Source organism: Arthrobacter oryzae (assembly GCF_031454875.1).
Classification (GTDB): domain Bacteria; phylum Actinomycetota; class Actinomycetes; order Actinomycetales; family Micrococcaceae; genus Arthrobacter; species Arthrobacter oryzae_D.
This window is the reverse complement of sequence record NZ_JAVDRQ010000014.1, coordinates 1-25,893: the sequence shown is the minus strand read 5'-3', so window position 1 is coordinate 25,893 and position 25,893 is coordinate 1. Positions and strand designations below refer to the sequence as shown.

23 protein-coding genes are annotated in these 25,893 nt (G+C 64.1%); 11 read left to right on the top strand and 12 right to left on the bottom strand.

The features are described 5' to 3' along the window. Positions 1–3: 3 nt before the first annotated feature. The 5 genes from J2805_RS20915 to J2805_RS20895 form a co-directional block, all read right to left on the bottom strand. The gene (locus tag J2805_RS20915; RefSeq protein WP_309979737.1) at positions 4–1,686 is read right to left on the bottom strand and encodes an ABC transporter ATP-binding protein; all 1,683 of its coding nucleotides are present in this window, start codon (positions 1,684–1,686) and stop codon (positions 4–6) included. Then, a complete protein-coding gene (locus J2805_RS20910) occupies positions 1,683–2,576 on the bottom strand; it encodes an ABC transporter permease (protein ID WP_309979735.1) in 894 nt (297 codons plus the stop codon). Before J2805_RS20910 ends, J2805_RS20915 begins: the two co-directional genes overlap by 4 nt. Continuing rightward, a complete protein-coding gene (locus J2805_RS20905; RefSeq protein WP_309979733.1) occupies positions 2,573–3,577 on the bottom strand; it encodes an ABC transporter permease in 1,005 nt (334 codons plus the stop codon). Before J2805_RS20905 ends, J2805_RS20910 begins: the two co-directional genes overlap by 4 nt. Before the next feature lie 9 nt (positions 3,578–3,586). Then, complete coding sequence (locus J2805_RS20900; protein WP_309979730.1) at positions 3,587–5,218, bottom strand: ABC transporter substrate-binding protein; 1,632 nt, start codon at positions 5,216–5,218, stop codon at positions 3,587–3,589. 1,192 nt (positions 5,219–6,410) lie between these two features. Then, the gene (locus J2805_RS20895; protein WP_309979728.1) at positions 6,411–7,061 is read right to left on the bottom strand and encodes a hypothetical protein; all 651 of its coding nucleotides are present in this window, start codon (positions 7,059–7,061) and stop codon (positions 6,411–6,413) included. 501 nt (positions 7,062–7,562) lie between these two features. Between J2805_RS20895 and ppk2 the strand changes: the two genes are divergently transcribed. Both ppk2 and J2805_RS20885 read left to right on the top strand, forming a co-directional pair. Next, entirely contained in the window at positions 7,563–8,456 is an 894-nt protein-coding gene (ppk2, locus tag J2805_RS20890) for a polyphosphate kinase 2 (protein WP_309979726.1), read from the top strand. 960 nt (positions 8,457–9,416) lie between these two features. Next, positions 9,417–9,656: a hypothetical protein gene (locus J2805_RS20885; RefSeq protein ID WP_309979725.1), complete on the top strand. Its 240-nt coding sequence runs from the start codon at positions 9,417–9,419 to the stop codon at positions 9,654–9,656. 170 nt (positions 9,657–9,826) lie between these two features. On the opposite strand, the gene phnE is transcribed toward J2805_RS20885, so the two are convergent. Genes phnE through J2805_RS20865 form a run of 4 tightly spaced genes read right to left on the bottom strand, consistent with a single transcriptional unit; the run spans position 9,827 to position 13,595 of the window. Continuing rightward, positions 9,827–10,657: a phosphonate ABC transporter, permease protein PhnE gene (gene phnE / locus J2805_RS20880; protein ID WP_309979723.1), complete on the bottom strand. Its 831-nt coding sequence runs from the start codon at positions 10,655–10,657 to the stop codon at positions 9,827–9,829. Further along, positions 10,654–11,418, bottom strand: a complete 765-nt coding sequence (locus J2805_RS20875) for a phosphonate ABC transporter ATP-binding protein (RefSeq protein WP_309979721.1) — start codon at positions 11,416–11,418, stop codon at positions 10,654–10,656. Before J2805_RS20875 ends, phnE begins: the two co-directional genes overlap by 4 nt. After that, positions 11,418–12,332, bottom strand: a complete 915-nt coding sequence (locus tag J2805_RS20870) for a phosphate/phosphite/phosphonate ABC transporter substrate-binding protein (protein WP_309979720.1) — start codon at positions 12,330–12,332, stop codon at positions 11,418–11,420. The genes J2805_RS20875 and J2805_RS20870 overlap by 1 nt, the downstream gene beginning before the upstream one ends. A 54-nt stretch (positions 12,333–12,386) precedes the next feature. Next, positions 12,387–13,595 carry a TIGR03364 family FAD-dependent oxidoreductase gene (locus tag J2805_RS20865; protein WP_309979718.1) on the bottom strand — a complete coding sequence of 403 codons (1,209 nt, stop codon included), beginning with the start codon at positions 13,593–13,595 and terminating at the stop codon, positions 12,387–12,389. Between the two features lie 163 nt (positions 13,596–13,758). Here J2805_RS20865 and J2805_RS20860 point away from each other — a divergent pair, with 163 nt between their 5' ends. The 4 genes from J2805_RS20860 to J2805_RS20845 all read left to right on the top strand — a co-directional run bounded on the left by J2805_RS20860 (position 13,759) and on the right by J2805_RS20845 (position 16,613). Then, on the top strand, positions 13,759–14,535 hold the full coding sequence (locus J2805_RS20860) for a GntR family transcriptional regulator (protein ID WP_309979716.1): 777 nt from the start codon (positions 13,759–13,761) through the stop codon (positions 14,533–14,535). Positions 14,536–14,551: 16 nt separating this feature from the next. Further along, entirely contained in the window at positions 14,552–15,298 is a 747-nt protein-coding gene (locus J2805_RS20855) for an HAD family hydrolase (protein ID WP_309979714.1), read from the top strand. A gap of 261 nt (positions 15,299–15,559) precedes the next feature. After that, complete coding sequence (locus J2805_RS20850) at positions 15,560–16,024, top strand: SRPBCC family protein (RefSeq protein WP_309979712.1); 465 nt, start codon at positions 15,560–15,562, stop codon at positions 16,022–16,024. 373 nt (positions 16,025–16,397) lie between these two features. Next, positions 16,398–16,613, top strand: coding sequence for a three-helix bundle dimerization domain-containing protein (locus J2805_RS20845; RefSeq protein WP_309979711.1), 216 nt, complete (start codon positions 16,398–16,400; stop codon positions 16,611–16,613). A gap of 1,349 nt (positions 16,614–17,962) precedes the next feature. Here J2805_RS20845 and J2805_RS20840 read toward each other — a convergent pair. The 3 genes from J2805_RS20840 to J2805_RS20830 all read right to left on the bottom strand — a co-directional run bounded on the left by J2805_RS20840 (position 17,963) and on the right by J2805_RS20830 (position 21,342). Then, complete coding sequence (locus J2805_RS20840; RefSeq protein ID WP_309979709.1) at positions 17,963–18,256, bottom strand: hypothetical protein; 294 nt, start codon at positions 18,254–18,256, stop codon at positions 17,963–17,965. Positions 18,257–18,766: 510 nt separating this feature from the next. Next, the gene (locus J2805_RS20835; protein ID WP_309979708.1) at positions 18,767–20,146 is read right to left on the bottom strand and encodes a formimidoylglutamate deiminase; all 1,380 of its coding nucleotides are present in this window, start codon (positions 20,144–20,146) and stop codon (positions 18,767–18,769) included. After that, positions 20,143–21,342 (bottom strand): allantoate amidohydrolase, encoded by a 1,200-nt coding sequence (locus J2805_RS20830; protein WP_309979706.1) that lies wholly within the window; start codon positions 21,340–21,342, stop codon positions 20,143–20,145. The genes J2805_RS20835 and J2805_RS20830 overlap by 4 nt, the downstream gene beginning before the upstream one ends. 213 nt (positions 21,343–21,555) lie before the next feature. Between J2805_RS20830 and J2805_RS20825 the strand changes: the two genes are divergently transcribed. From J2805_RS20825 to J2805_RS20805, 5 genes are all read left to right on the top strand, one after another. Then, on the top strand, positions 21,556–22,287 hold the full coding sequence (locus J2805_RS20825) for an IclR family transcriptional regulator (protein ID WP_396134451.1): 732 nt from the start codon (positions 21,556–21,558) through the stop codon (positions 22,285–22,287). Continuing rightward, a complete protein-coding gene (locus J2805_RS20820) occupies positions 22,284–23,390 on the top strand; it encodes an ABC transporter ATP-binding protein (protein WP_309979701.1) in 1,107 nt (368 codons plus the stop codon). Before J2805_RS20825 ends, J2805_RS20820 begins: the two co-directional genes overlap by 4 nt. Further along, positions 23,387–24,037, top strand: a complete 651-nt coding sequence (locus J2805_RS20815) for an ABC transporter permease (RefSeq protein WP_309979699.1) — start codon at positions 23,387–23,389, stop codon at positions 24,035–24,037. Before J2805_RS20820 ends, J2805_RS20815 begins: the two co-directional genes overlap by 4 nt. After that, positions 24,034–24,750: an ABC transporter permease gene (locus J2805_RS20810; protein WP_309979697.1), complete on the top strand. Its 717-nt coding sequence runs from the start codon at positions 24,034–24,036 to the stop codon at positions 24,748–24,750. Before J2805_RS20815 ends, J2805_RS20810 begins: the two co-directional genes overlap by 4 nt. A 107-nt stretch (positions 24,751–24,857) precedes the next feature. Beyond that, positions 24,858–25,766 carry an ABC transporter substrate-binding protein gene (locus tag J2805_RS20805; RefSeq protein WP_309979696.1) on the top strand — a complete coding sequence of 303 codons (909 nt, stop codon included), beginning with the start codon at positions 24,858–24,860 and terminating at the stop codon, positions 25,764–25,766. Positions 25,767–25,893: the final 127 nt, after the last annotated feature.

Below are 25,893 nucleotides of genomic sequence, written 5' to 3'. Positions count from 1 at the left end.
CTTTCAGCCCACGCGGCCCGGCAGAGCCGGGACGGTGACGGTCGGAAGTTCCCCGATTCGGGTGGGGTCGGGCATCGCATCGAGAAGGGCCAGCGAATACGGATTTCGCGGTTTGCGGTAGAACTCTTCGGCGGGAGTCGCTTCCATCAGCCTTCCCTTGTACATCGTTATTACCGTGTCGGTCATGTCCCTCACCAGCGCGAGGTCGTGGGACACCATGATCAGCGTGAGGTTGTTTTCGCCCACGAGTTCCTGGAACAGAGCCATGATGCGTTGCTGGTTGGTGACGTCCAGAGCGCTGACCGGCTCATCAGCAACAAGGATTTCCGGATTCGGCGCCAGCGCCCGCGCGATGGCGACGCGCTGGCGCTGGCCTCCGGAAAGATGGGTGGTGCGCAGTCCGAGAATGGTCCGAGGGAGGTGCACTCGATCGCACAGCTCGAGGACCGCAGACGGCGAAGCCTTCCGGCCTGCGACGCCCAGTGCCTCGAGGAGGAGCTCTTCGGCCGTGTTGCGGGGGTCCAGGCTTCGGCTGGCATCCTGAAATACCAGCTGGACTTTACGCCGGAACTCCCGTTCTGACGCCGGACTAAGCCTCGCCATGTCTTGACCTGCTACGGTGACGCGGCCAGCTGTCGGTTTTTCGAGGCCTACCAGCAGACGCGTCAATGTTGACTTGCCTGATCCGGATTCGCCGACGATAGAGGTGGTGCTGCCGCGCGGGATCTCAAAACTGACGTCACTCAGGGCGTGAACAACTGCTCCTCGGCCGAAAATACCCCGAGTGCCGTACCGCTGGCTGGCGCCTTGAACGGAAATGGCAGCGGGTTCATTCGTCCGGGCTGCATTGAGGGGGGCGCGCAGAACGTGCGGCGACGAGAGGCGGGGCGAGGCATTGAGCAGCTCGATCGAGTAGGGGTGCTGCGGGTTCTCCAGGACCGGTGCAACGTCGCCCGATTCGACGATGAGCCCATGCTCCATGACGCTGACCTCGTCACAGAGTCCCGCCACGACGCCGAGGTTGTGCGTAACGAAGACAATACCGAGACCATCGTCGGCCAGCTGGCGCAGGAGACGGAGTACTCCTGCCTGAACCGTAGGATCCAGGGCGGTTGTAGGCTCGTCAGCGATCAGGAGACTGGGACGGTTGGCAAGTGCGAGGGCGATCATTGCCCGTTGGCGCATACCACCGGACAACTGGTGCGGAAAACGGTTTGACACCTTCTCTGGCTCAGGCAGTCGCGCCTGACCGAGCACCTCGAGCACCCTTGCCCGTGCGGATTCCTTTCCAACGCCATGATCCAGCAAGGAGTGGAAGATCTGCTTGCCTACGGTGAGCATCGGGTGGAAGCCGCTCAGCGGATCCTGCAGCACCATTGATACGACGGAGCCTCGGAGGCGGCGCTGTTCATTCGGGGCGAGATCCAGGATCGGTTGCCCCGCGACAAAGACCTCTCCACCCGTGCGCTCGATGCCCTGCGGCAGCATCCCGAGGCAACTCAGCCCGGTAAGCGTTTTGCCGCTGCCAGATTCACCGACAAGTCCCAGCACTCGACCGGGGGCGACCGAAAGTGAAACTCCCTTGACCAGGTCCCGGGCTCCCTGGGACGCAGTTAGTCGGAGATCCTCGATTCTCAACACGTGCCTGCCCAGGTCCTCCCCCATTGGAGTGTGGAACTTGGTCATGATGTCCTCTCGGTTTGTCCGGTGGAAAGGGTGATTTCTTCGTTGGCGGCCGAACGTAGCCCAGCACCGGCGAGCCATTCCCTGACGGCCTCGCCGGTCAAGGCAAAGGAGACCACTGACAGGCACAGCACCAGACCCGGCATGAGGCTAATCCACCACTGGCCGGTGGCGACATAGTTGGCTCCCATGGAGATCACGTAGCCCCATTCGGGTGTGGGGGGACGGACACCGGCCCCTAGGAAGCTCAGTGCGGCGGTGAGGAGTACGGAGACACCGAGGCTGACCGAGATATTCGCCACTGCGCTGTCAATGGAATTGGGGAGGGCATGCCGCGTCAGTGTACGGATCGTTCCGAGGCCCAATATACGGCAGGATGCCACGAGACCTCCCTGCACTACTGAATGCAGGGATGAGCGGATCAGCCGGGCGAAGATCGGGGTGGTCACAAAGATAACTGCAGCAATCACGGCACCTGTTCCTCGACCAAAAATAGCCGTTAGTGCCAGCGCAAAGACGGTGACTGGAATCGATTGGAAAACATCGAGGGCAGCATCGACGATCCGGGCGAGCGCCCTCCAGATCCGGCCGCCAGCGGCGGAAAAGCCACTGATAGAACCGAGCAGGAGTCCGAGTACGAACGAAGCGCCGACGCCAAGCAGGGCGATCGAGAGGTCCGTACGGAAGGCCGCGATGACGACTGAGAAGATGTCGAGACCGGATGCGTCGGTTCCGAAGGGGTGCGCGAAGCTGGGTTCCTGGAGGACATCGACCGTGGGCTGTTCCGGGTCGTAGGGAGCGATCCAGGGGCCGATGACGGCGCAGATGACGGAGATGAAGCTGCCAATGACGCCTACCTTCCCCGCAAGTGTGGTGGGTATCAGGCTTTTCATGCTTTCCTCAATTGCGGATCGATTGCGGCGTGTAGAAGGTCGTTGGTGAGGTAGACCATGGCTGTAAACAGTCCGGCAATGAGAACGAAGCCCTGCACGCCCACGTAGTCGGAGCGGGTCACAGCTGCCACTGCATACTGTCCTACACCGCCCCAGGAGAAGACGGTTTCGACGAGGACGGCTCCGCCGACGAGAAAGACGGTGGTGGAGGCGAGCGTCGTGACCATAGTTGGCGACGTAAAACGCAGAATGTACCGAACACGTCGCCACGGAGAGATACCCCAGGAATCGGCGAAGCGGGCGAAATCCGAGCCGTTGACTTTCTCGGTCACTGCGGACATGATCCGGATGACAGGTGCCAGGTAGACAAAGATCAACGTGATGCAGGGCAGAACGAGATGTGCCATTGCGTTTGCGACAGCTTGTGGGTCGCCGGCGATGGCGGCGTCGATCAGTCCGACGTTCGTTACCGGAGGGACGGTAATCCTCGCGTCCAACTGGCCGCTCGGCGATGCGCCGATTCCGAGCTGCACGTAGAGTAGGGAGACCAGGCTGAGGCCAACCCAAAAATCGGGGACGACGCCAGCGAGAAACCCGTATCCGCTGACGACTTTGCGAACGAGTCCCTGCGGCCGCCAGAGCAGCCACCCGACCAGCACTAGAGCCAGCAGGATGATCATGAGTAGGGAAAAGAACATCAGGAGCAGGGTTGCGGGCGCCCTCTGCACGAGGTCTTGGACGACGGGGCTGTTGGTTTGGATGGAGGTGCCCCAGTCCCCCTGGAGGACACCGGAGACGTAGTGCCAGAACTGGACCCACAGAGGCTGGTCCAGTCCCATCGACTGGCGAATTCGCTCCACCTGCTCGGCTGTTGCCTGACCCCCGGCGAGGGCATAGGCAGGATCGCCGGGTATCAGTCGAGTGAGGAAAAAAACAAGGACGAGCAAGCCAAAGAGCTGAACGGGTAGTAGGGAAAGACGTCGGAGGAGGAAACGGCCCAAGACACGGCCCTACTTCACGAGCTTGAGATCGGCGAAGCGGACCCCATTATTCGGATACCACGTGACGTTGGAGACGCGCTTTGAATGCGCGACGTGCCATCCGGGGTTGGCTAGGAGCACCCAGGGCTGCTCCTGCATCCAGATTTGCTGGGCGCGGCCAGCCTTCAGGTTACGGGCTGATGGCTCGGGTTCGACGAGCATCTCTTCGATGAGCGTGTCGAACTCTGCGTTCTTCCAGGACCCGACGTTGAGGTAAGACGTGGACTTCCAGTAGACACCGAGGGCATAGGCTGGGTCAGCGACGAACGGCCAGAATGCGGCGAGATAGGCTTGACCCCCGCGCTTGTACAGCTTGTCGAAGTAGCTCGACGCCGGCAATCCTTCGAGCAGCACGTTGATGCCGATTTGCTTGAGGGCGGACGCAACGATGGGCGCTATCAGCGGATCTTCGTAGTTGTCGTTGGAGAAGGTCAACGTCAAGTTGAATCCGGACACGCCAGCCTCCGCCATTAGGCTCTTGGCCTTGTCGAGGTTGGTCTTGTACTCGTTATACTTTGCGGTGTGGCCCGGGTAGTCCTCCGGAAGGGGGCTGTTCAAGCCGGTTGCCGTGCCTAGGTACACGCTGCTCAGGATGTCGGCGTAAGGCAAAGCGTAGGCAATTGCCTGGCGGATGCGGGGATCCTTCAGGTTCGGGTCGAGCGCATTGAGCGGCATCACTTGGATCTTATTCGACTTATAGGACGTGACGGTGAGCCCCGCCTTCTTGGCCGACTGCAGCTGGCTCGGGCTGAGGTTCATGGCGATGTCCGCTTCGCCGGACTGCAGCAACGCGAGCCGGTTCGCACTGGTCGGCACGGAGCGCCATACGACCTTGTCGAAGTCAGGCCTTGTCAAGGAATGCGGGTTGGCGGAGAGCGTGACCGTTTGGCCTTCTTGGAAAGCCGAAACGGTGTAAGCGCCGAAGCCGGCGGTGTTCTTGCCGAGCCAACCCTGCGCCCACGGATCGTCGGAGGTGGCGTGCTGCTTTGCGGCAACGGAGTCGAAGAGTCCTGCATAGAGCTTGGCTGCGTCAACCTTAAAGAAAATGCTATTCGGCTTATCGAGGGCGAACCTGACTGTGCGCTCGTCCAGGGCAATCACTTGGTCAGCACTTGTGATTCCCATCGAGTTGGCCATGAAGAGGCCGGTTTGCTTGAGGGCGAAGTTGCGCTGAAAGGACCAGACGACGTCGGCAGACGTCAACTTGTTGCCCAAATTCGAGACGATGTCGTCCCTGAGAGTAATGGTGATGGTTCGCTGGTCAGCCGAGACGTCGATTGTCTCGGCAAATCCATTCTCGAGGCCGCCCTTTATTCCACTCGCAAGGATATCGGCGATGGAGGTGCCATTAACCTGTGTCTTGCCGAATGCCACGATGTCACCGCCATAGGTGTTTCCGACTATGTTTTCGCCGGCCACGTTCGCTCCCGCAGAGCTGTCGGTATCAAAGCTGGCGGGGAAATCGGAGCCGACATAAACAAGAGTGGAACTGGAACCGCCGCCCGCCGTAGCCCCCCGCGACGAACAGGACGCGAATAACGGAGTCGCGCCAGCCAGAACACTCAGCGCAAGGAAGCCGCGCCTCGACAAATTAGTAGCCATTAGATCCATCCTCAGGATTTTTGGGAGAGGGACATGCCCAAACGGACGCTCAAGCAGCCGTCATTTTTCCATTGCCAACAGTGACACGCACCACGTGGCTTTATCAGTCAGCCAGCAGAAGTCTGCACCGTTTGACACTCTTGGCGATGGAATGCGCACCGAAGCTGCACTTTTTGATCCTGTGGGCATCGAGGAATGGACGCGAACGAGTGGGCATCCTGACACTGGGTGGAGATAAGGCCCCTCGGGGTCCTGTGAGACTGGTGCGTCAAGTCCTCAGTCTCCGTATGACGGAGCAAGCAAACCAGAATTGCCCGGAAGAGGGTCCGGAACCCACACACCTTCACGCTGTGGACGGATCGTACGCCAGACACCTCCGGAGAGGCTCCCGCTGAACCCGGAACGTCCTAGGAGACCAAACGTGTGCACAATGTGCCCACCCCCTTTGGCCGGACAAACAGGGATGAGCGCCCTCTGCCTGGCTGGTCGCTAGCAGCTATGCGAGTCCACACATTAACGCAAAAACCCCTCTGACGAGGGGTTATGCGTGCCCGAGCTGGGGATCGAATCGGGTTCCTGGCCCTGCAAACACTGGGCTCCCGCGGAAACATGTGGAATCCGGCCCGATCCGACCCATGTACGACGTGGTCCGAAGCCGAAACTGTGGACATTGTCCACACCCCTTTCTGACAGATTTTGAGTAACGCAGAGCGACTGCCGCGCTCCCCAACCTGGGGCGCGGCAGCTCTGTGCGTGCCAACGAAACTTGCGCACGCGATTGCCCGGCACCCGGCTGTGAACCCTGATGTTGCAGCACATGCGCGGTCTCAAAATCTGTCACTGGCCGTCCACCCTCCCTTCAGACCCTTTCATCGACTGAAATCGGAAAATCGAATGACCGGACGCCCAAACAGCGCCGGAGCCGGGCAGTGCACCGCCGCGGTTCAATAGAATCCCAACGACCATCCTCGCCGACATGCCGTAACCGGAGCGCCGGAATCACGCCTGTCCGCCCGGCCAAAAGACAACGGCGCCCAACAATTCGAAGTTCCTCGTTACGGAAGCCCCGGAACCGGAGCCGCTGATCCGGGCGTTGGCGCTGTCGGCACCGCGGAACAGCCAGACGGAGCATCGGCAGGTTTGATGGACTCAATCGCCCGAATAGTCAGCATCGGCCACGGTGTATGGAGTGCTAAGCCCACGGCGCCGACTCAACGCACTCCACGGCGTAGGGTTTGGTCGCCGACCGCTGCAGTGGACGCCGCAGGCGCACTTGGTAGGGGCCATCCCGGAACGCGGCACGTGGATCCAACTGGACAACCAGGAGTGGTTCGTCGCGTGCGGCGTCCACCCGCACCACCATCCCGTCCCGCCGACCGTCCACCAGCAGCGGTGTCGCAGGCTCCACCGCCGTCTCCCCAAGGCGATCCTGAAATTCCGCCGCCGCCGCCAGAAAGATGATTCCATGGGCAGTCCCAACGACCCTCAGCGGGATCACCGCATCAGGCGGGGGTGCCGGGGAGGGCCGGGGTTGCAGGTGATACTTCTGGGCAGAGGACGCTACGGCCATTGTCAGGGCTCGTTCGCATTCCAGGCACCGGGTCCGCACCCCGACGTCGGCTAACAAGGTCACGAGCAGTCCTCTGGGTGCGTGTGCCCATTTGTCGGCCACAACCTGGCACCACGCAGTGTGGTACTCCTTCCCGTACTTCATCACATAGACCTGATCATCGCCGAGGAGGGGCATCCCCTCCCGTCGGGTGGCCGGCTCGATCGGTTTGAGGCCGCCGAGGCCTCTGGTCTCTGGATGGGCGGGGTGGCTGGCCTTGAGGTACTTACGCATCAAGGGATTGAGTTGCCGTTTTGGTCTTGGAATTCCAGGGCCTTCCTGTGGCGGCGGGAGTGCGATTCGCTCACGCCTCTCGTTTCCCCCTATCCAGCTTGCGGCCTTTTCTCGCAGGTTGCCAGCCGAAACCACGACTGTTAATGGGGAAGGCGGGTTACTTTTTCATCTTCGAATGGCGGTTGCTGACCTCACGGCGCGGACAGCCCGCCGTGAGGGACGCGGCAATCTGGGGTTCGGCGTCAAGCAGAACCCTGTGAAAACCACCAAACGGAGTAATACAGCCACAGTCAGGACCTGGTGTTCATGACCTGGAGCGGCGGAGTCTTTCCAGAATGCCTAGCGCCGACGTCGCAAATCCCGCGACCCAGCGACTGCGGCTGACTGGGTTGTCCTTCTAAGCTCCCCTGTCCGGGGCCGAACCCCGCAGCCCAACGGTCACCGGAACCGCTGCCGGTGTGTGTTCACGCAACGTTCATGCCAGCGAAGTACGTTCAGCTGATGAACGTTTTTGACCTGGCCCGCCACGGCTTCACAGTGCTGGATGAAGATGACGACGACCCCGTCCTCCTGACCCCCGAGGGCACACCGGTGGACACGTGGCGGGAGGGCTATCCCTACGGGGCCAGGATGACACGTGAGCAGTACGAACTGGAAAAGCGGCTTCTGCAGATCGAACTGCTGAAGCTGCAGAAGTGGGTCAAGGCCACGGGCCGTCGCCTAATTGTGCTTTTCGAAGGTCGGGACGCCGCGGGCAAGGGCGGCACGATCAAACGATTCACCGAGCACCTGAATCCGCGCGGCGCCCACGTTGTGGCGCTGGAAAAGCCCAGCGAACGCGAACAGACGCAATGGTACTTCCAGCGCTACGTCACCCACCTGCCGGCTGCGGGAGAGATCATCATGTTCGACCGCTCCTGGTACAACCGTGCCGGGGTGGAGCGTGTGATGGGCTTCTGCACCGATGAGCAGTACCAGGGCTTCCTCCGCCAGGCCCCCGCCTTCGAGCAGGTGCTGACCAACGACGGCGTTGACGTGGTGAAGTTCTGGTTCTCAGTGTCAAGGACAGAGCAGCTGACCCGGTTTGCGATCCGCCAGGTCGACCCGGTGCGGCAGTGGAAGCTCTCCCCCATGGACCTGGCCTCGCTGGATAAGTGGGATTCCTACACAACGGCCAAGGAGACCATGTTCCTCGCAACTGACACCGATTGGGCGCCGTGGACAGTGGTCAAGAGCAACGACAAGAAACGCGCCCGGCTTGAGGCCATGCGCCACGTCCTTCACATGTTCGACTACGCCGACAAAGACACCGAACTTGTCACCGCACCGGACAGCCTCATAGTGGGTCCGGCCTCGAGAATTTTCGAAGACGGCGAAACACCCGGAGTTCACTAGGGTCAGCCGCAGCCGGCACCGCTAGGGACCCCGCCCGCAGCGGCCTACAGGGCGGTCGGGCGCCGTCTCGCATGGGTTGCGGCGCGCAAGACCCCCGAGGAAGCAGGTCGCGACGCGACTGCGACCCGCACTGCAACAGATCAGCAAGCGCCAATCTCCTCCGGCAAGAGCTCGCTCAACATCCGCCGGTGCCTGACGCAGGATCCGTGCTGGGGCCAGGCAGACTCTTGCTATCCGTTCACGCGCTGCCGCGCGCGGCGTGAGGCCAGCCGGCTCAGCGCTTATCGATCGCAGTCTCCGGATATTCCGATACGCACCTGATGCCGAAAACCTCCGTGTCCAGCAATCGCCGGTCACCAGTGCGGGAGTCGATGATCCACAGCAGATTCCTGGACTGCAGCGTGTCAGCTACGCGGCCCCGGTGAACAAGTTGGCCACGGTACCAAGCTTCAATCTCCTGGCCCACATCCAGCGCCGTGCAGGAACCGAGTTGAGGGCCGTGCGCCCTCGCAACCAGTTCTATTTCCCGTCCATTGCTATTCGTCACGGCTCAACAATGCCCGACAAATGTTGACCCCGCCTTTCGAGGGGATGACCATCTGATTTCGGAAGGAAGACCTGGGACTAGCCGGCTCTTCATTCACTTGTCTTTCCTGGTCCTCCCCCTCACAGGAAATGCGCTGGCATCGACACCCGTAACAGGCAGCCGCCGTCCTGCAACACATCTGACGATGTCCCGGTCATCGGGAGCACGTGGGAACCGTCGAAGTCAGCCCCGGCACCATCGGTTCCCGTACCCTCCCGCTGACCGGCCACCGCGGATCAGCGGCGCGCCTCCTTGACTTCGCCGCCCCCGCATAATGAACTGAGCATTGCCGTGATGAAGCAGGCGTTGGCGGCTCCAGTCATTGCCGTCCCGGAAAGCACTCCGGAACGGGACGGAGAGACAGGCCCTGGCGGATGAAAAACGGCAACCATAAAAAAACCCTTCTTGAGGCAGTACGCCCGGGCGATGTCCTCACACTACAGCGCTTCCACTTCCGCGTCCTGTCCTCGCACCGCCAGGAAGATCTGGTCACACTGGAACTGGACGGCGCCCCCGAACAGTCACTCACACTCATCGGGGTTCCCTCCATGGCCGTCAACATCGAATCCCCTCAAGATCGTCAGGCCGCGCCATGGAGTCCCGACTGCCCGTGAACCCCTCACCGAGGACTGGCGCCTGCGCGGACGCTACACGCCGAAGACCAGAACCGGACCGCCGCCCAGACCCTGACTGACTACGTTCGCGCCGTCACGAAGCGCGCCGAGCTCCTCGACAGGAGCTCATAGAACCGCCAGCCCAGGGCCGTTTCGCCGGGACACGGGATTCACGCGGCCAGCCGGCGCCTGATCCAGGCGGAGAACTGGTCCACGACAATGATCAGCACCAGCACAATGACAATGTGTGTGAGCATGGCGTCGAAGCGGAAGGACTTGATGGCCTGATTGATCAGGAGGCCGATGCCGCCCGCACCCACGAGCCCCAGCACTAGCGATGATCTGACGTTTACGTCAAAGCGGTACAGCAGCAGCCCCACGAACTGCGGAACGACCATCGGCAGCGTCGCGTTGGCGACCTGCTGGATCCGGCTGGCGCCAGCGGTGCGCAGCGCTTCCTGCGGGCCGGCGTCGATTTCCTCCATGGACTCCGCCCACAGCTTCCCCATGACGCCGGTGTTGTGGCAGATCAGCGCCAGCACGCCGGCGAAGGGACCCAGGCCGACGGCCGTGACGAAGATCAGCGCGAAGACGATGTCCGGAACCGCCCGGAAGAAGGACAGCACGGAGCGTGCCGCCTGGTAGACCAGCCGCTGCGGGGTGGTGTTGTTGGCTGCCAGCACTGCCAGTAGCAGGGCGAAGGGCACCGAGAGCGTAGTGCCCAGCAGCCCGATCCACAAAGTGACAAGGGTGGCTTCGAGCCCCGGCTTGACCGTCTGTTCCCAGTCCAGGTCCGGCGGGAACGCATCACCGACGAACGCGGCCATGCCCTTCCATCCGTCCACGAGTAGTCCGGGCTGGAAGTCCGTCCCCTGGAAGGCGAAAAGATGGAGGACGACGACGGCGGCAGTGACGCCCGCCGTCGTCGCCCATCGAGTGGGCTGCTTCAGCAGTCCGGCATCCGGGCGGCCGGACTTGTCCGTGAGGGTGTCCGGGCTCATGCCGCAAGTCTCCGGTCCGGGGCGTAGAGCTCGTCCAGTTGCGCGGCGCCGACACCGGCCGAGGCGAGGTTGAATGCCATGGTTCCGTTGAGCAGCCCGATGGAGCGGTCGGCGTACCGCAGCGCCAGGTCGGGCTGGTGCAGGACTGCGGCCACGGCCAGTTTTTCGTTGTGCGCCAGGTCCCGGAGCAGCGCCATGACCTGTTCGGCGGCGTGCGGATCCAGGGCGGAAACCGGTTCGTCGGCCAGGACAATGTCCGCCCGCTGGCAGAGCGTACGCGCAACTGCGACGCGCTGCTGCTGGCCGCCGGAAAGACGGCCAACCCGGTCCAGGGCGCGGTCCGCCAGCCCCACCCGGTCAAGGCATTCCAGCGCTTCCTGCCTGATGCCGGCGGGAAAAAGCACCGGGCTCAGGGACCGTGTGGTGGGGATCCTGGCCAGGGCACCGGCACAAACGTTGTCCAGGGCTGTGCGGCGCGGGACCAGGTGAATCTTCTGGAAGATCATGGCGGTCCGCCGGGTGGCATGCTGGAGCGCACGGCCCTGCAGGCCGGCAAGGTCCATGCCGTCGATGCTGATGCTGCCGGCGTCCGGCCGGGAGATGCCCATGACGCAGCGCAGCGTGGTTGATTTGCCGGAGCCGTTGGCGCCCAGGAAGGCAACCAGTTCACCGGCCCTGACGTCGAAGTCGACTCCATTGAGTACCGTGCGGCCGGCAAAGGACTTGCTCAGCCCTTTGACGGCGAGAAGCGGCGGCTGCATCAGAGGTCGCCTTCGGTGAGGTTCATCGTCTTCGCCAGCTCGAAGAGGGGCGCATAGTCGTCCTTGGTCACGGGCAGGAGCGGACCCGGCGGTGTCACGTCGAGGAACTCGCCGACCTTGGCCACATCTGCGGGATCTAGGTCCAGGAAGGCTGCTTTGACCGCTTCCTTGAACGCGGGGTCCGCGTCTCCGCGGACCGTGATGGGATCGTTGGGGATGGGCTCGGACGTCCAGATACGGCGGAAGTCCTCCGGGTTGAACGTGCCGGCGGCCTTGGCAGTGGCCAGGGTCTGGGAGTTGATTTCGGCGGCCTCCACCTTGCCGTTCTTCAGTGCGAGAAGTGCCTCGGGGTGCCCGCCCGTGTAGTCCATCTTGAGGTCGGAGTCCGCGATCCCTGCCTCGCGCAGCCCGAAACGCGGAAGCACGTCCCCGGAGGTGGAGCCCACGCTGCCCAGTGCCAGGGACTTGCCCCTGAGGCCGTCGATGTCCGTGATGGGACTGTCCTTGGCCACCCAGATGCCCGCGGTGTATGAGCTGAGTTCCTTGCCTGCAGTGCCGAAGGAGACCAGCGGCTCGGCCCCGGCCTTCTGGCTGGCGAAGACAAAGCCCAGGGGGCCGAACTGGCCCAGGTCCATTTTGCCGTTGCGCATTGCCAGGACTTCGGCGGCGTAGTCCTCCACAACCTGGACCTCGACAGGGCAGTTGAGCTTCTTTTCGAGCGCCGCGGCGAGGATGTCGTAGGCCGGCTTGAGTTTGGCGGGGTCTTCGTACGGTTCGATGCCGAACCGGATTTCGCCACCGGGGCAGGTGGGGCTGGCGGTGTCTGTCGCGGACTGGGCGTTGCCGCCGCAGGCAGTGAGTGCCAGTATCGCGGCGGCGGCCGCGGCAGGTCCGGTGAGGAGCTTGGTTTTCATGGGAATCCTTGCGATGTCAGGGAGTGGGTGGGACGGTTCAGGAAACGGGACGGTTCAGAAAAGTCGTGAGATGGTGCGGTGGGCGAGGCCGAAGGACAGCGTCATGCCGACGCCGGACGTCACGGAAATGACAGTGACGCCGGGCTGGACTTCGTGCTCCAGCAGCGGTCCGACGTCGCTGGAGGCGTAGACACCCTGCCACCGCTGGATGATGTCCAGTTCGGCACCGATGGCCTGGGCGATTTCGTGGTTGAGGGTTGCCGTGACCGGTTCGTCGAGGAACGGCGTCGCGGTGCGGTGGTAGTGGTGGGAGTCCCCCAGGATGAGGCTGCCGTCCGGTCGCTGGGTGAACATCACGTTGGCGCCGATGTCCAGCAGGTCCGGGCGGGTGTCCCGGATTTCGGCCCGGAGCGCCGCCGCGGCGGGCATTTCCGTGAAGGCCGGGTAGCGGAGCATGGAGGTGGCCGTGAGCACCGCCGGGGCCAGGTCCAGGCCGGCCGGACGCCCGGCGAGCGACATCTGCAGGGCGCAGCGTTCAATCCGGTGCTCGGCGGCCAGTTCGGGGAACAGGTAGTCCACATCGTGGCCGACGCACACCAGGACCTGCCTGCCGCGGACTTCGCCGCGGGACGTAGTTGCCGTAACGGTGCCCGCAGCGTCACGGCCGAACCCAAGGGCGGAGGTATTCCAGCGGATCTCGACGCCCGGCTGCCGCTCCAGCCAGGCCGCCAACCGGGCCGCCGTGGTGCGGGGGTCAACCCGCAGGTCGTCGCGCAGGAACGCGCCGCCCAACAGCCCCGGCCAGCCGGGACCGTCGGACGCGCCGGCAAGGCGGCTACGGGTCCCTTCCGCGGAGAGCAGCTCCACCTGTCCGGGCTCGCGCACAGCTGCGAGTTCTTCGAGGACGGCCATCTCCGCCGCAGTGCGGGCCAGGACCACAGCACCCGATTCGGCGGCCCAGAACCCGGCCTGCCGGGCAAACTCGAGCCAGTACTTCCGGGAGGCCTGGGCAAGTTCGTACAGCTCACCGGATTGCGCGGTGATGCAGCAGTGGCCGAAGTTGCGCACCGAGGCGCCCACCGCGTGGTGGTCACGCTCCAGGACAGTCACCGTCAGGCCGTTGGCCACGGCATGGGCGGCATGGGCCAGGCCGATGATGCCGGCGCCGACAATGACGAGATCCGAAACGGCCCCGGCCGTGCTGACAGCTGCAGCGCGGACGGCTCCGGAGGGGGTAGCGAATTCATGCGTTTGGTTCTTCACAAGGTAGACACTGGACGCCGAGAAAGGAGGAATCAAGCCAGAACGGCTGTTGTATATACAAGTTTGCAAAGTCTTAACCTTGACCGACACTCGTTCATGCTAAATTCACCTTTCGTGGCTGATTTCCAGCCGATTCAGCAGGGACAACTTGTATTATCAACTTGTGACCACACAGCAGAGCGCACCCCTCCACCTCCGACTCAGCGAGGAGTTCGGCCGCCGAATCTCCGACGGCTCCTGGCCTCCCGGCTTTCAGCTGCCCAGTGAAGCTGAGCTGTGCCGCGAGTTCGGAACATCCCGCGGGCCCATCCGGCAGGCCTTGGCCGCCCTCCGCGCCGAGGGCGTCCTGACAGGCGGCCGGGGCCGGTCCCCCATGGTCCGGGCCGCCGTGCCGTCGCAGTCCTTCTCCACGTTCAACTCCTTCACGGAGTGGGCAGTGGGCATCGGAAAGGTTCCTGGCCAGAAGACCCTGGAAGTTGCCCTTCGCGAGCCCGGCACCGAGGCCGCCGAACAGCTCGGCCTGGCTGCCGGCAGCAAGGTGGTGGAGGTTTTGCGGGTCCGATTCCTCGACGGAACGCCGGCCATGATCGAACGCACCAGCTTCGTGCCGGAGGTGGGCAGGCTGCTTTTTGACTTCGACACCGACTCGGGCTCCATTTTCGCGTTCCTGAAAGCGAACGGCGTGGACCTGCACGGCGCCCGGCACACGATTGACGCCGTGGCGGCCAGCGAGGAGGACGCGGAGCTGCTGAACCAGGCACCGGGCACTCCCCTGCTGCGCGAACGCCGGCTCACGTCGTCAGCTGACGGGCAGCCCCTTGAATACTCCGAAGACTGCTACTTGCCTTCCCTGACCAACTTCACCATCGACAACACCGTGGACCGGCGTGCAGCACTGGTCCGCATCCACACAGAAAGCACCAACGAAACCCATGATTAAGCTCGTCGCCTGCGACATGGCAGGAACTACCATCGATGAACACGGCGAGGTGTACGTGGCGCTGGCCCGTGCGGTTGAGGAAACCGGCGCCGCCACCACCGCCGAGGGTGTCCAGGAGTGGATGGGGGCAGACAAAGTCGAGGCCATCACCGCACTGATCAAACGCGGCGACGGAGCCCCGTCGGCGGAGACTGTCCGGGACGCCTTCACCCGGTTCAAGCAGCTGCTGGCTGACTCCTACGCGGCCAACCCGCCCGAGACATTGTCCGGCGTCGAGGACGCCATCCGCCAACTGCAGGGGCGCGGGATCAAGGTTGCGCTCACCACCGGGTTTTCGCGCGATGTCGCGGAGCCGCTGCTGGCGGGTCTGGGATGGACCGTAGCGCACGACGGCGGCAGCACCGGCCGCGATGACGGCATCTCCGGGGGCGACGCTTCTCACAACGGCGCCGGCGACGTGGCAGGGGGCATCGTTCTCGACGCTGTGGTCTGCGCCGATGACGTAGCCGCCGGTAGGCCGGCGCCCTACATGATTCACCGGGCAATGGAGCTCACCGGCATCCAGGACGTGCGCGAAGTGCTGGCCGCCGGGGACACCGTTAACGACCTCCTGGCCGCCACCCGCGCCGGCGTCATCGCCGTGGGCGTACTCACGGGGAAGCTGGACCGGACCGCCCTGGAACAGCAGCCGCACCACCACATCCTGGATGGCGTCAGGGACATCCCTGCACTCCTTGGTGAACGGGTCAACTTGGCCGTTTGACTCAGGCGGCAGCCAGCAAACGCCGACCGGCGTTCAGTTCGTCCAAAATCCGGCTGACGCCGTCGAGCGCGGTGGCCTGGCCGAAGCGCCTTGAGGGGCCCGGATTCGCCGAGGCAAGAGGCAGATCTGTTTGCCCGCGCATCCCGCGCCATCCGCCCACGCCGTGCAGCTGGCGGGAACTGACGTACCGTCACGCAGATCACATGACCTGCAGGCAGATCATTGACGATGCGGTTCATCGCCGGCGGATAGCCTGTAAGCATGGAATCGTTCGAGGCGGAGACCCTGATCCTTGCCGGGACCGGCACGGTGTGGGACATCATCACCGACGCCGGAAACTACCCGGTCTGGGACTCCGGGATCACAGAACTCATCGGCGAGGTGAGCCACGGCCAACGAATCCGGGTCCGAACCCGGGACGGCGGAAAGAGGACATTCAGCCTTAGGGTCCGCCAGGTCCCCGGACGGCACATGACCTGGACCGGCCGCCTGCCGCTGGGACTGCTCCAGGTCGAGCGCACCTTCACACTGACCGACTACACCGGGATCACCCATCTGAGCGTCAGGGATACGGCCAACGGCCCACTCCAGGGCCTGGTCCGGAAAACGGCTCCGGACAGCCACCCTGCCCTGTCCGGTTACGTCGACGCGGTCAAATTCCGCGCCGAACTGCTCAGTTTCCACCTCGAAGGCGGGGTCTTTCCCTCCCCACCCCACGCCGTATAACGCCGGGCAGCTGCTCAGGGCGTAGCGCCAATCGCGGAAAAGTCCCGTCCTGGGTGCGTCGGAGAGGACCATCCCCAAGGGGATTGCGCGCTTCCAACGAGGTAACTTGCGTTCGGCGCCGAAGTGCACGTCAGGCGGCGGCCGTTTCCCCTCCCTGCTCGCCCGACTGGGTGCCCGCGCTACGGCGTGCGATCTCAAGGTCGGCCATATCCGACAATCGCCGCCCGCCGGTCAGCTCGTCAATGATCCGGAACAGCCCGTGCTCAGGCATCCTTTCGGTCACCCGTCCCCGGTGAACGAGCGAACCCTTGTGACCAAAGCAAATCTAAGTAGGCTGATGGACGCCCCGGGCTCACGGCCTCAAACTGATTGGATGGACGAAACGGAAAAGCAGGAAACCATCGCCAAAGTGACTGAACGGCTCGCAGCACGCTACCCCGAGGCACCTCGCCCCTTGGTCGCCCGGGTCGTCGCGGAAGAATACGAAACACTGGATACGAGCCCGATCCGGACCTATATTCCGACCCTTGTCGAACACGGAGCCAAGAACAGACTCCGCGAGCTCACTGCCCAGACAGCGAAAATCTGACACCAAACCACAGTCTGATCGCTCGGGGAAGAAAGTTGTGAACGAGCCTCAACCCTGAGCTTCGCCCTCACCTATGCCGGCACCTTGGGCGCGGCCACGGCGATGTTCCTCGGCCTGATCATTGCCTTCAGCGCCTCACTGGTCCTTCCGGAACGCTGAGCATCCTGGCTTGGACAGTCCACCTCTTTGCGTCGACCACCCCGGCTCGGGCCTTCGGGGTCTAATATGTGTTCCAAGACGCCTATCGCGTACCCGCCTTGCCGAGGAGTGCCCTCGACAGGGCGGCCGGCCGTTGACGAGTTCGATCTCCCACTCGCGCCAGAGCCGGTCCTGACCGGCGTCAAGGAGGTCCCGGGACACACCTTCAGTCCCCACCGCTCCCCCGCGCTACCACGGAACTCCCACAAAGCAGACGTAAGTGGGGACAGGGTGCACCCACTTTGGCAGGACATACCAAGCACACGCGGTTTCCCGTCACGTCTAAGAGGAGCCCTCCAAGAAGAATTTCGCAGAAAGCCGGCCACCCCCACACAGGCATAGGCCATCGCGGCAGCCAAGCCGCACACCTACCGTCAGAGGAACGCACCACAAGCTCTGTACACGGCGACCGGTTCCGTGCCCGGAGCCTTCAGTGCGCTGCCCGTAGGCCGATCCGACACTGAGCCGACTAATGTCGGCAGCTACGCCTCGACGGCTTCCGAGCCCGTGTGCTTCTCGGGCATTCCTGTTCACATCAGTCGCACTCTTGACAGGGGTATCCGCTGAGTTGTCGGGGCACGGCTGAATGTGTGGACCTCGGCCGCGGTACTCTAATCGCAGGCTAATTCAGGGGGACGTATGGAAGCCAAGAGCGAATGCACAAGCGAGATCCGCGGCAAGATAGCCACTACTTGCCAAAGGAATTTACCAGCCGAGACAGGTTGCGGCAGATAACCATGGGGTCCATTCTGGTCTGTGCCGCATGTGGATCAGCCGTGGTCTCCTCGAGGTCTAAATACGGCGGGCCGGGCGCAAGGGAGCCGCAGGAGGAAATCCCGTCGCACTGCAGTAACCGGAATTGTGCCAACAGCAGCAAAGGCACGAAGCCAACCGTTGACTGGTACCACCGCGCGTCACTGGGCAGGGATCGACCGCGCTGACGAAGATCCGCATACGGTTCAAGTGGGGCCAAGACCAGGAACATGCGGAATTCTGCCGGTCCGCACACGTTTCAAGCGCTACTCGAAAGTGTTCAATGGATGGCGAGCTCGATGGCGGGCACCGCGAGTCCAAGCGCCGCCATGATGCTAGAACCATGATTTTGAGCCATTGCTTGACGCGCAGTCGCCGCACCGCGAAGAGCGCGACAACTACCGGGATGGCAGCGAGCTGTCCCGGACCATATACGCGATTACATCGGGCACAAAGACAGCCAGCAGTGTGCCCAGGACAGTGAGCAGGAGCGTGAGTGCAGCTCCGGCTACTGTCGAAGGCCCGGCATCGCGTTCGAGAGCGACGGTCACAGCCAGCGCGGTGAACGTGACGTACACGCGCTCTCTAAGCGCCTCCGAGCGTTGCTGCGCGTCCGGGCCCGGCCGGCGGCTTGACGGAAAGGGCGTCCCCGGCCGCTTGTCGCCGACACCCGGCACGCGGTTGAGAACCATCACCGGGCGTTGGCGGACGTGCGGGCGAGTGACGGGAGCCGAGAGCGGGAGCCGCGGGGTTTAGCCGTCCAGGCCTGTGCAGGGAGGTCTGCCACGAGGTGCGGGCCCGGTGCGAGGAACCTCCGCCGCGCCGTACCGACGCGACCACCCGCGGTCATGGTGAGGCCGAAAAGTTTTTCGTCGTCCCGCGGAGACACGGCCTTCTGGAGCCCATTTGGAAAGCATCCTGCAACATGACTGACGTGCTTGTTTTGGTGGAATCGCAGGTGGTTGCCCACCGGCGGTAGGTCGGTCGAAGGCCCCTCGTGGACGGCGGAACTGCAAGATAGTTTGTTGGTACCCACAGGCCGCGCGGGCACAGTCGGAGTGAGCGCGGCTGTGGCAGTCGGCCCGCGGGGATGATCACAGGTACCTTCGCGGGCCGGCGCCTCCCGCCCCTGTTGGGGTGGGGCCACAGGGCCGCCGAAGTACCATGTCCACGGGGCAGCTGCCTGGTACGGCCCGGACCCCTCAGGAAAACTCCTGCAGCGCCTCCGTCAAGAGCTTGCCAGGCTGGCCGAGCCGCACGTGGGTGCCGTTGGAGGCCACCAGTTCCCCCGCAATGACGACGTCGGTGACGTCGCTGGCTGTGGCACTGAACGGGAACTGCTCTGCCTTGGAACCGGCAGTGCGGGCGGAATCAGGATCAACGGCCATCAGGTCGCAGACCGCACTGACCACCAGGGCGCCGGCAACGGGGGTGGCCATGGAGCGGGTTGCCCCGTCCGTGGCGGCCCGCAGCAGTTCCTGCGGGGAAAACCTGCCGCGCTGGCCGGAACCGAGCCGTTCCCCGTGTTCCAGCGTGCGCATTTCAATCCAGGGATCGATGACGGCGTGCTGGTCCGTGCCCAGCGCTATGGTGGCTCCGGCGTCGGACAATGCTCGGGCCGGTCCGATCCCGTCCGCGAGGTCGGCCTCCGTGCTGGGGCACATCACAACCGTGGCGTCGGCATTGCCGAGCAGGGCGATGTCCCCGGACGTCAGGTGCGTGGCATGGACAGCCGAGAGCCGCCCGGATAACAGGCCGTGTCGCTCCAACAGGCCCGCAGGGGTGACTCCGTAGGCCTCCAGGCAGGCTTCGTTCTCCGCAGGCTGTTCGCTGAGGTGGATGTGGAGGGGCATGTCCGCGGGCAGCTGCGCGGCCACCGCCGCCAGGTCCGTATCAGGCACGCCGCGCACGGAATGCAGCGCGGCCCCCACGCCGACCATCTCCGCGGGAAAGCTTTGCGCGATTTCGTTCCGGAGCGAAACGAGCCTCTCCAGCCAGGCCTGGACGTTGGCGTCGCCGAACCGCGACTGTTCGGGACTCAGCGGCGTACCGATCCCTCCCGCCAGATACAGCGTGTCCAGGAGCGTCAGGCGGATCCCGGCCGCCATCGCCGCACGTGCCAGGGCCAGCTCCATGGCATGCGGTTCCGCGTAGGGGGCCCCGCCCGGCTGATGGTGGACATAGTGGAACTCGGCCACGCTGCTGAAGCCGGCAACCACCATTTCCGCAAACACGGCACCGGCGAGCTTTTCATAGGTTTCCGGGGTCAGCTCGGCCGCACTCCGGTACATCTGCTCCCGCCACACCCAGAAATCACCGCGTCCGTCATGCGTCCGTCCGCGCAGGATCCTGTGGAAGGCATGGGAATGGGCGTTGGCGGCGGCCGGAAAGACGACGCCCTTCAAAATGTGGTCGCCGGGCTGCGGTTCTGACTCGGAAGTGATAGCCGCGATGCGGCCGTCGCGTACGTCCAGCCGCACCGCCGCGAGCACTGCGGGGCCGCCGTCGGCTTCGCCGGTGCCACCGGCGCCGCCCACAACAGCCGTCTCGCACCAGAACCCGGTGACAGCCGCCCCGCTCACAGCAGTCCCTCCAGGACATCCGCGAGGGCGCCGGCACCGGTGTTGGCGTCCTCGTCGGCAACATACTCCTCCGGCGAATGCGAGATGCCGCTGGGATTGCGGACGAAGAGCATCGCGGACGGCACATAGGCGGAGAGCACCCCGGCGTCGTGGCCGGCTCCGGTAGCCAGCAGCGGGGCGTCGGGCAGGATGCGGCTGATCCGCTGCGTCAGGCCGGGATGGAAATGGACGGTGTCGCTGTAGGACTCTTCCGTGAGGGACACGGAGCATCCTTCGCTGGCCGCTATCTGCCGGGCGGCGCCGTAGATCGACTCGATCAGGCGGGCGGTCACGGCGTCGTCGGGATGCCGGGCGTCGAGCCACATGTCCACGCGGGAGGCAATGACGTTGGTCCCGCCGGGCACCGGCATCAGGCGTCCCACCGTGGCCCGTGCATCCGGCTGGGCTGCGGCGGCGTCGCGGACGGCCACGATGATCTGTGCCGCCGCGACCATCGGATCCGCGCGGTCCGCCATCAGAGTGGTCCCGGCGTGGTTGCCCTGGCCGCTGATGCTCAGCTTCCAGCGGCCGTGCCCCAGGATGGAACTTCCGACGGCGATGGCCGGGCCCCCTTTGCCCAGGCCCTTGCCCTGCTCCACGTGCAGTTCGACGAAGTCTCCGATCCGGGCCAGGGCCTGGGGATCCGGACCGACGTGCAGCGGGTCGAGGCCGTTCAGCCGTGCGACGTCAGCAAAGGTGTTGCCGTCGCCGTCACGCAGGTTTCGGGCCTTGTCGACGTCGATGGCTCCGGTGAGCAGGCGGGACCCGAGGCAGGCCACACCGAAGCGCGAGCCCTCCTCTTCCGGGAACACCGTGATGGCCAGGGACCGGTCCGGCACTTTTCCGCGGGCCTTAAGGATGTCGACGGCGGCGAGTGCCGATGCGACGCCGAGCGGGCCGTCGAAGGCGCCGCCGCCGGGTACTGAATCGAGGTGGCTTCCGGTGACCAGGGCACCGTCCTGGGGTTCGCCCCACCACGCCCAGATAATGCCGTTGCGGTCGGTCTCGACGGCCAGGCCGCGCTGGAGCGCCTGTTCGATGAACCACGCCCTCAGGTCGAGTTCCGCCGTCGAGTAAACGGCCCGGGAATAGCCACCGCGCACGGCGTCGCGGCCCACGTCCTTAATCGAGTCCAGGAGCTGGTTGACGGTTTCCAAATGAACCTCCGAGTAGTGGGATCTGCCACCAAGTAAAAACCAATTTCCACTGCATGACAAGGGCTTACGGATGGGGAGCCGGACAATTAACGCGCCTGCAACATAGTCGAAACGGGACCGTTGCACAGCCCCTGGATCAACCCCGCTTTCATGAAGAACCTGTGAAATATGGGCGGCAACTATTGCCATCGGATGAAAGTTGGATTTTACTTAGTGGCAAGACAACGTGATTCGGACCACTTGAAAGTGGGTCATACAGTGGCTGCAGATTCTTCAACACGGACGGTTGAGAGGGCGCTGGCTCTGCTCAGTGCAGTGTGCACCGACGGCTCCCTCACCCTGAGCGACGCCGCCCGCGTCGTCGACTTGTCCGCGAGCACGGCCCTCCGCCTCCTGCGAACATTGGAAAGCAGCGGCTTCGTTTCACGGGACCCGGGCGGAAACTTCCGCCCCGGCGCAAGCGTCATCCAGCTCGGCGCCCTGGCCCTGGGCCAGGAGTCACTGGTTTCGCTCTGCACCCCGCACATGAAGAGGCTTGTGGACCACACCGGCGAGTCCTGCTATCTCAGCATTCCCGGTCCTGGGGACACCGGAATCTACATAGCAATCGTTGAAGGTACCCGCTCCGTCCGGCATGCCAGCTGGGTGGGCCGGAGCATCCCGCTGGAAGGGTCCGCCGCAGGGCAGGTCCTGACCGGCGGCCAGCCAGACCGCGGCTTCGCGATAGTGCGAAGCGGCGTTGAAGACGACATCACAGCCGTCGCCGCACCGATCGTGATTGGTGGCCGCACCGTGGCCGCCCTGAGCATCGTGGTACCCAGCTACCGGCTGGACGAGGCGAAGGCCATAACCATTGGCGAGGAGCTGGTGAAGGTGGCCGACAACATCCTCACCGAGCCCTCCAGAGACCATGAACTGCCCCAGGAAAGCATGGAAGAGAAATGATCAAGTTTGAAAATGTCACTAAGGCCTACCCGGACGGTACGGTTGCCGTCGACGGGCTGAACCTTGAAGCCCCCACCGGGAAGCTGACCATCCTGGTCGGGCCGTCCGGCTGCGGCAAAACCACCTCGCTGCGGATGATCAACCGCCTGATCGAACCCACCAGCGGCACCATCTACCTGGACGACCAGCCCACCTCCGGCATGGACGCAGCGTTGCTGCGCCGCCGGATAGGGTATGTCATCCAGCACGCGGGACTTTTCCCGCACCGCACCATCGTGGACAACGTCGCAACCATGCCGGTGCTGCTCGGCGAGAGCCGGCAAAAAGCCCGCATGAAGGCCCTTGAACTCATGGAGCGGGTGGGCCTCCCGGCGAACTTCGCCAAGCGCTACCCCTGGCAGCTCTCGGGCGGCCAGCAGCAGCGTGTTGGCGTGGCCCGTGCCCTGGCATCGGACCCTGCCTTCATGCTGATGGACGAACCCTTCAGCGCCGTGGATCCCGTGGTCCGTGCCCAGCTCCAGGACGAGTTCCTCCGCCTGCAGCGTGAAATCGGCAAGACCATCATCATGGTTACGCACGACATCGACGAGGCCCTCAAGCTCGGGGACCAGGTGGCCGTGATGCGCGTCGGCGGGAAGCTCGCCCAGATGGCCACGCCGTCGGAGCTGCTGACCTCCCCGGCCGACGAATTCGTGGCCGACTTCGTGGGACGCGACCGGGGGTACCGGTCCCTCGGCTTCACCAATGTGGCCGGAACCGTGACGGTCAGCGAAGAAGCCGTAGTTCAGCTCGGAGCCTCCGCCGCGGAGGCACAGGCGAAGGCTTCCGGTGCCTGGGTCCTGGTGGTCGACGGCGGACGTAAACCGCTTGGGTGGGCACAGCCCGAGCTGATCACCGGCGAGCTGAAGCGGGATCACCTGAACCTCAGCGGCACGTCCGCGACATCGGCCGGGACCATGCGCCAACTGCTTGACGCGGCACTGTCCTCCCCCAGCCGCCGCGGCGTCGTGGTCAATGACAGCGGCGAGCTCATCGGCACGGTCACCGCGTCCGACATCGTCAAGGCCATCGAGGCCGAACCGCACCTGGAGACGGCCCGATGAACCTTGAATGGCTGAGCCGCCAGTTCGACAACATTGTGTTCCTGCTCGGCTGGCATGTCCTGCTGGCCGTCACCCCGCTGATCCTCGGCCTGCTTATTGCCCTTCCCCTGGGCTGGTGGGCACACCGCAGCCGCCGGATCTATCCCCTCCTGGTGGGCATCGCGGGCCTGCTGTACACCGTCCCTTCGCTGGCATTGTTCGTGCTGCTGCCGCTGGTCCTGGGCACCAAGATCCTGGACCCCCTCAACATCGTCGCCGCGCTGACCATCTACACCGTTGCTTTGCTGGTCCGTGTAGTCGCCGATGCCCTGGATTCCGTTCCGGAAGATACAGTCCAGGCGGCGAAGGCCATGGGCTACCGCAGCTACCAGAGCCTCCTGAAGGTGGAGCTCCCCGTGGGCGTCCCGGTCATCAGCGCCGGCCTCCGCGTTGCCGCGGTCTCCAACGTGAGCCTCGTGTCAGTGGCCGCGCTCCTCGGCATCCCCCAGCTCGGTTCCCTCTTCACCCAAGGCTTCCAGCTGCGGTTCTTCACCCCGATCATCGCCGGCATCATCCTCTGCGTGGTCCTCGCCATGATCCTTGACGGGCTGATCATCCTCCTCAACCGGTGGCTGACACCGTGGACCCCCAAGGTGGTGGCATCATGAACTACTTGTTCGACCCCGCGCACTGGACCGGTGCCGACGGTATTCCCAACCTGATCGGCGAGCACCTCGTGTACTCGCTCATCGCCCTCGCCATCGCGGCCGTGATCGCGGTTCCGCTCGGCATCTACATCGGCGTCACCGGCAAGGGCGTTTTCATGATCGCCGGCCTCGCCAACGCCCTCCGCGCCCTGCCCAGCGTGGGACTTTTGATCCTGCTTGTGCTGCTGATCTCACCCGCTTTCCCGTCCAAGATGGGCTACATCCTGCCGAGCCTGATCGTGCTGGTGCTGCTCGCGGTGCCGCCCATCCTGACCAACACCTATGCCGGCATCCGCGCAGTGGATGCTGCCGCCGTCGACGCAGCCAAGGGCATGGGCTTCCGCACCATGAAGATCCTCACGGATGTCCAGCTCCCCTGCTCACTCCCGCTGATGCTGTCCGGCGTCCGCAGCGCCCTGCTGCAGATCATCTCGACGGCGACCATTGCCGCCTACATCTCGCTCGGCGGCCTCGGCCGCCTGCTGATCGACGGCAAGGCCCAGAACGACTACGGCCAGATGGTCGCCGGCGCCGTGCTCGTTGCCCTGCTGGCCCTGTTCTTCGACCAGCTGCTCGCCTTCATCACCCGCCGGGTCGTCTCACCAGGCCTGACCCGGCTCACCGTCAAGTCGGCCACCGCGGCCGACACCGTGAAAATCCCCGCCACGGTCTGACCCACCACCCCACGCATTACGCATCATCCCAACCGCCGTCCGGCAACAGAACCACCCCACCCTGGCCGCTGCATGCCCGGCGCCAGCCTCCCCCAGAGAGCATTGACATGAAAAAGTACCTGACAGGCATCACCCTCGCGGCTGCCGCCGCCCTTGCCCTGACCGCCTGCGGCGGGGATCCGATGAGCAGCTCCAACACCCAGACCGCAGCCTCTAGCGACAGCATCATCGTCGGCTCCGCGGATTTCCCGGAAAGCCAGCTGATCGCCAAGATCTACGCCGAAGCCCTCAAGTCCAAGGGCGTCCAGGTGACCGAAAAGCCCAGCATCGGCAGCCGCGAGGTCACCATCCCCGCCCTCAAGGACGGCTCCATCGACCTGATGCCCGAATACGGCGGGGCCCTCCTGCAGTATCTTGATTCCGCGACCAAGGCAGTCTCCTCCGAGGACGTTGCCAAGGAACTGGCCACGAAGATCCCCTCGGGACTGACCATGCTGACCGCCTCTGAGGCGGAGGACAAGGATGTCCTGGCCGTCAAGAAGGAAACGGCCGAGCAGCACAACCTCAAGTCCATCAGCGACCTCCAGCCCGTGGCCAAGGAACTCGTCCTTGGCGGCCCGCCGGAGTGGAAGACCCGCCTCAACGGTGTGGCCGGCCTGAAGTCCGTCTACGGCCTCGAATTCAAGGAATTCTCCGCGCTCGACGCCGGCGGTCCCCTGACGCTGAACGCCCTGCTTTCCGGCCAGGTACAGGTTGCCGATATCTTCAGCACCGACCCCGCGCTGGCGGCTAACAACCTGGTTGCCCTCGAAGACGACAAGAACCTCTTCTTGTCCGAGAACATCGTCCCCGTCATCAACGAAAAGAAGTCCACGGCCACCGTCAAGGAGGTCCTGGACAAGGTCTCCGCGGCACTCACCACGGAAGACCTCATCGAGATGAACGGCCGGGTGGCGAAGTTCGAGGACATCGGCGAGATCGCCAAGGAATGGCTCAAGTCCAAGAACCTGGCCTAGGCCGCGCAGGATATTAGGAGTACACAATGACAGCCGATTTCACCACCGGTGCCCGCCCGGTCAAAGCAGCCCGCGGCACCGAGCTCACTGCCAAGTCCTGGCAGACTGAAGCCCCGCTGCGCATGCT

Excerpts from the sequence above, each read along its gene's own strand:
- J2805_RS20915 (WP_309979737.1), bottom strand. The coding sequence starts at position 1,686 with ATGACCAAGTTCCACACTCCAATGGGGGAGGACCTGGGCAGGCACGTG.
- J2805_RS20910 (WP_309979735.1), bottom strand. The coding sequence starts at position 2,576 with ATGAAAAGCCTGATACCCACCACACTTGCGGGGAAGGTAGGCGTCATT.
- J2805_RS20900 (WP_309979730.1), bottom strand. The coding sequence starts at position 5,218 with ATGGCTACTAATTTGTCGAGGCGCGGCTTCCTTGCGCTGAGTGTTCTG.
- J2805_RS20895 (WP_309979728.1), bottom strand. The coding sequence starts at position 7,061 with ATGCGTAAGTACCTCAAGGCCAGCCACCCCGCCCATCCAGAGACCAGA.
- ppk2 (WP_309979726.1), top strand. The coding sequence starts at position 7,563 with ATGAACGTTTTTGACCTGGCCCGCCACGGCTTCACAGTGCTGGATGAA.
- J2805_RS20885 (WP_309979725.1), top strand. The coding sequence starts at position 9,417 with ATGAAAAACGGCAACCATAAAAAAACCCTTCTTGAGGCAGTACGCCCG.
- phnE (WP_309979723.1), bottom strand. The coding sequence starts at position 10,657 with ATGAGCCCGGACACCCTCACGGACAAGTCCGGCCGCCCGGATGCCGGA.
- J2805_RS20875 (WP_309979721.1), bottom strand. The coding sequence starts at position 11,418 with ATGCAGCCGCCGCTTCTCGCCGTCAAAGGGCTGAGCAAGTCCTTTGCC.
- J2805_RS20870 (WP_309979720.1), bottom strand. The coding sequence starts at position 12,332 with ATGAAAACCAAGCTCCTCACCGGACCTGCCGCGGCCGCCGCCGCGATA.
- J2805_RS20855 (WP_309979714.1), top strand. The coding sequence starts at position 14,552 with ATGGCAGGAACTACCATCGATGAACACGGCGAGGTGTACGTGGCGCTG.
- J2805_RS20850 (WP_309979712.1), top strand. The coding sequence starts at position 15,560 with ATGGAATCGTTCGAGGCGGAGACCCTGATCCTTGCCGGGACCGGCACG.
- J2805_RS20845 (WP_309979711.1), top strand. The coding sequence starts at position 16,398 with ATGGACGAAACGGAAAAGCAGGAAACCATCGCCAAAGTGACTGAACGG.
- J2805_RS20840 (WP_309979709.1), bottom strand. The coding sequence starts at position 18,256 with ATGGTTCTCAACCGCGTGCCGGGTGTCGGCGACAAGCGGCCGGGGACG.
- J2805_RS20820 (WP_309979701.1), top strand. The coding sequence starts at position 22,284 with ATGATCAAGTTTGAAAATGTCACTAAGGCCTACCCGGACGGTACGGTT.
- J2805_RS20815 (WP_309979699.1), top strand. The coding sequence starts at position 23,387 with ATGAACCTTGAATGGCTGAGCCGCCAGTTCGACAACATTGTGTTCCTG.
- J2805_RS20810 (WP_309979697.1), top strand. The coding sequence starts at position 24,034 with ATGAACTACTTGTTCGACCCCGCGCACTGGACCGGTGCCGACGGTATT.
- J2805_RS20805 (WP_309979696.1), top strand. The coding sequence starts at position 24,858 with ATGAAAAAGTACCTGACAGGCATCACCCTCGCGGCTGCCGCCGCCCTT.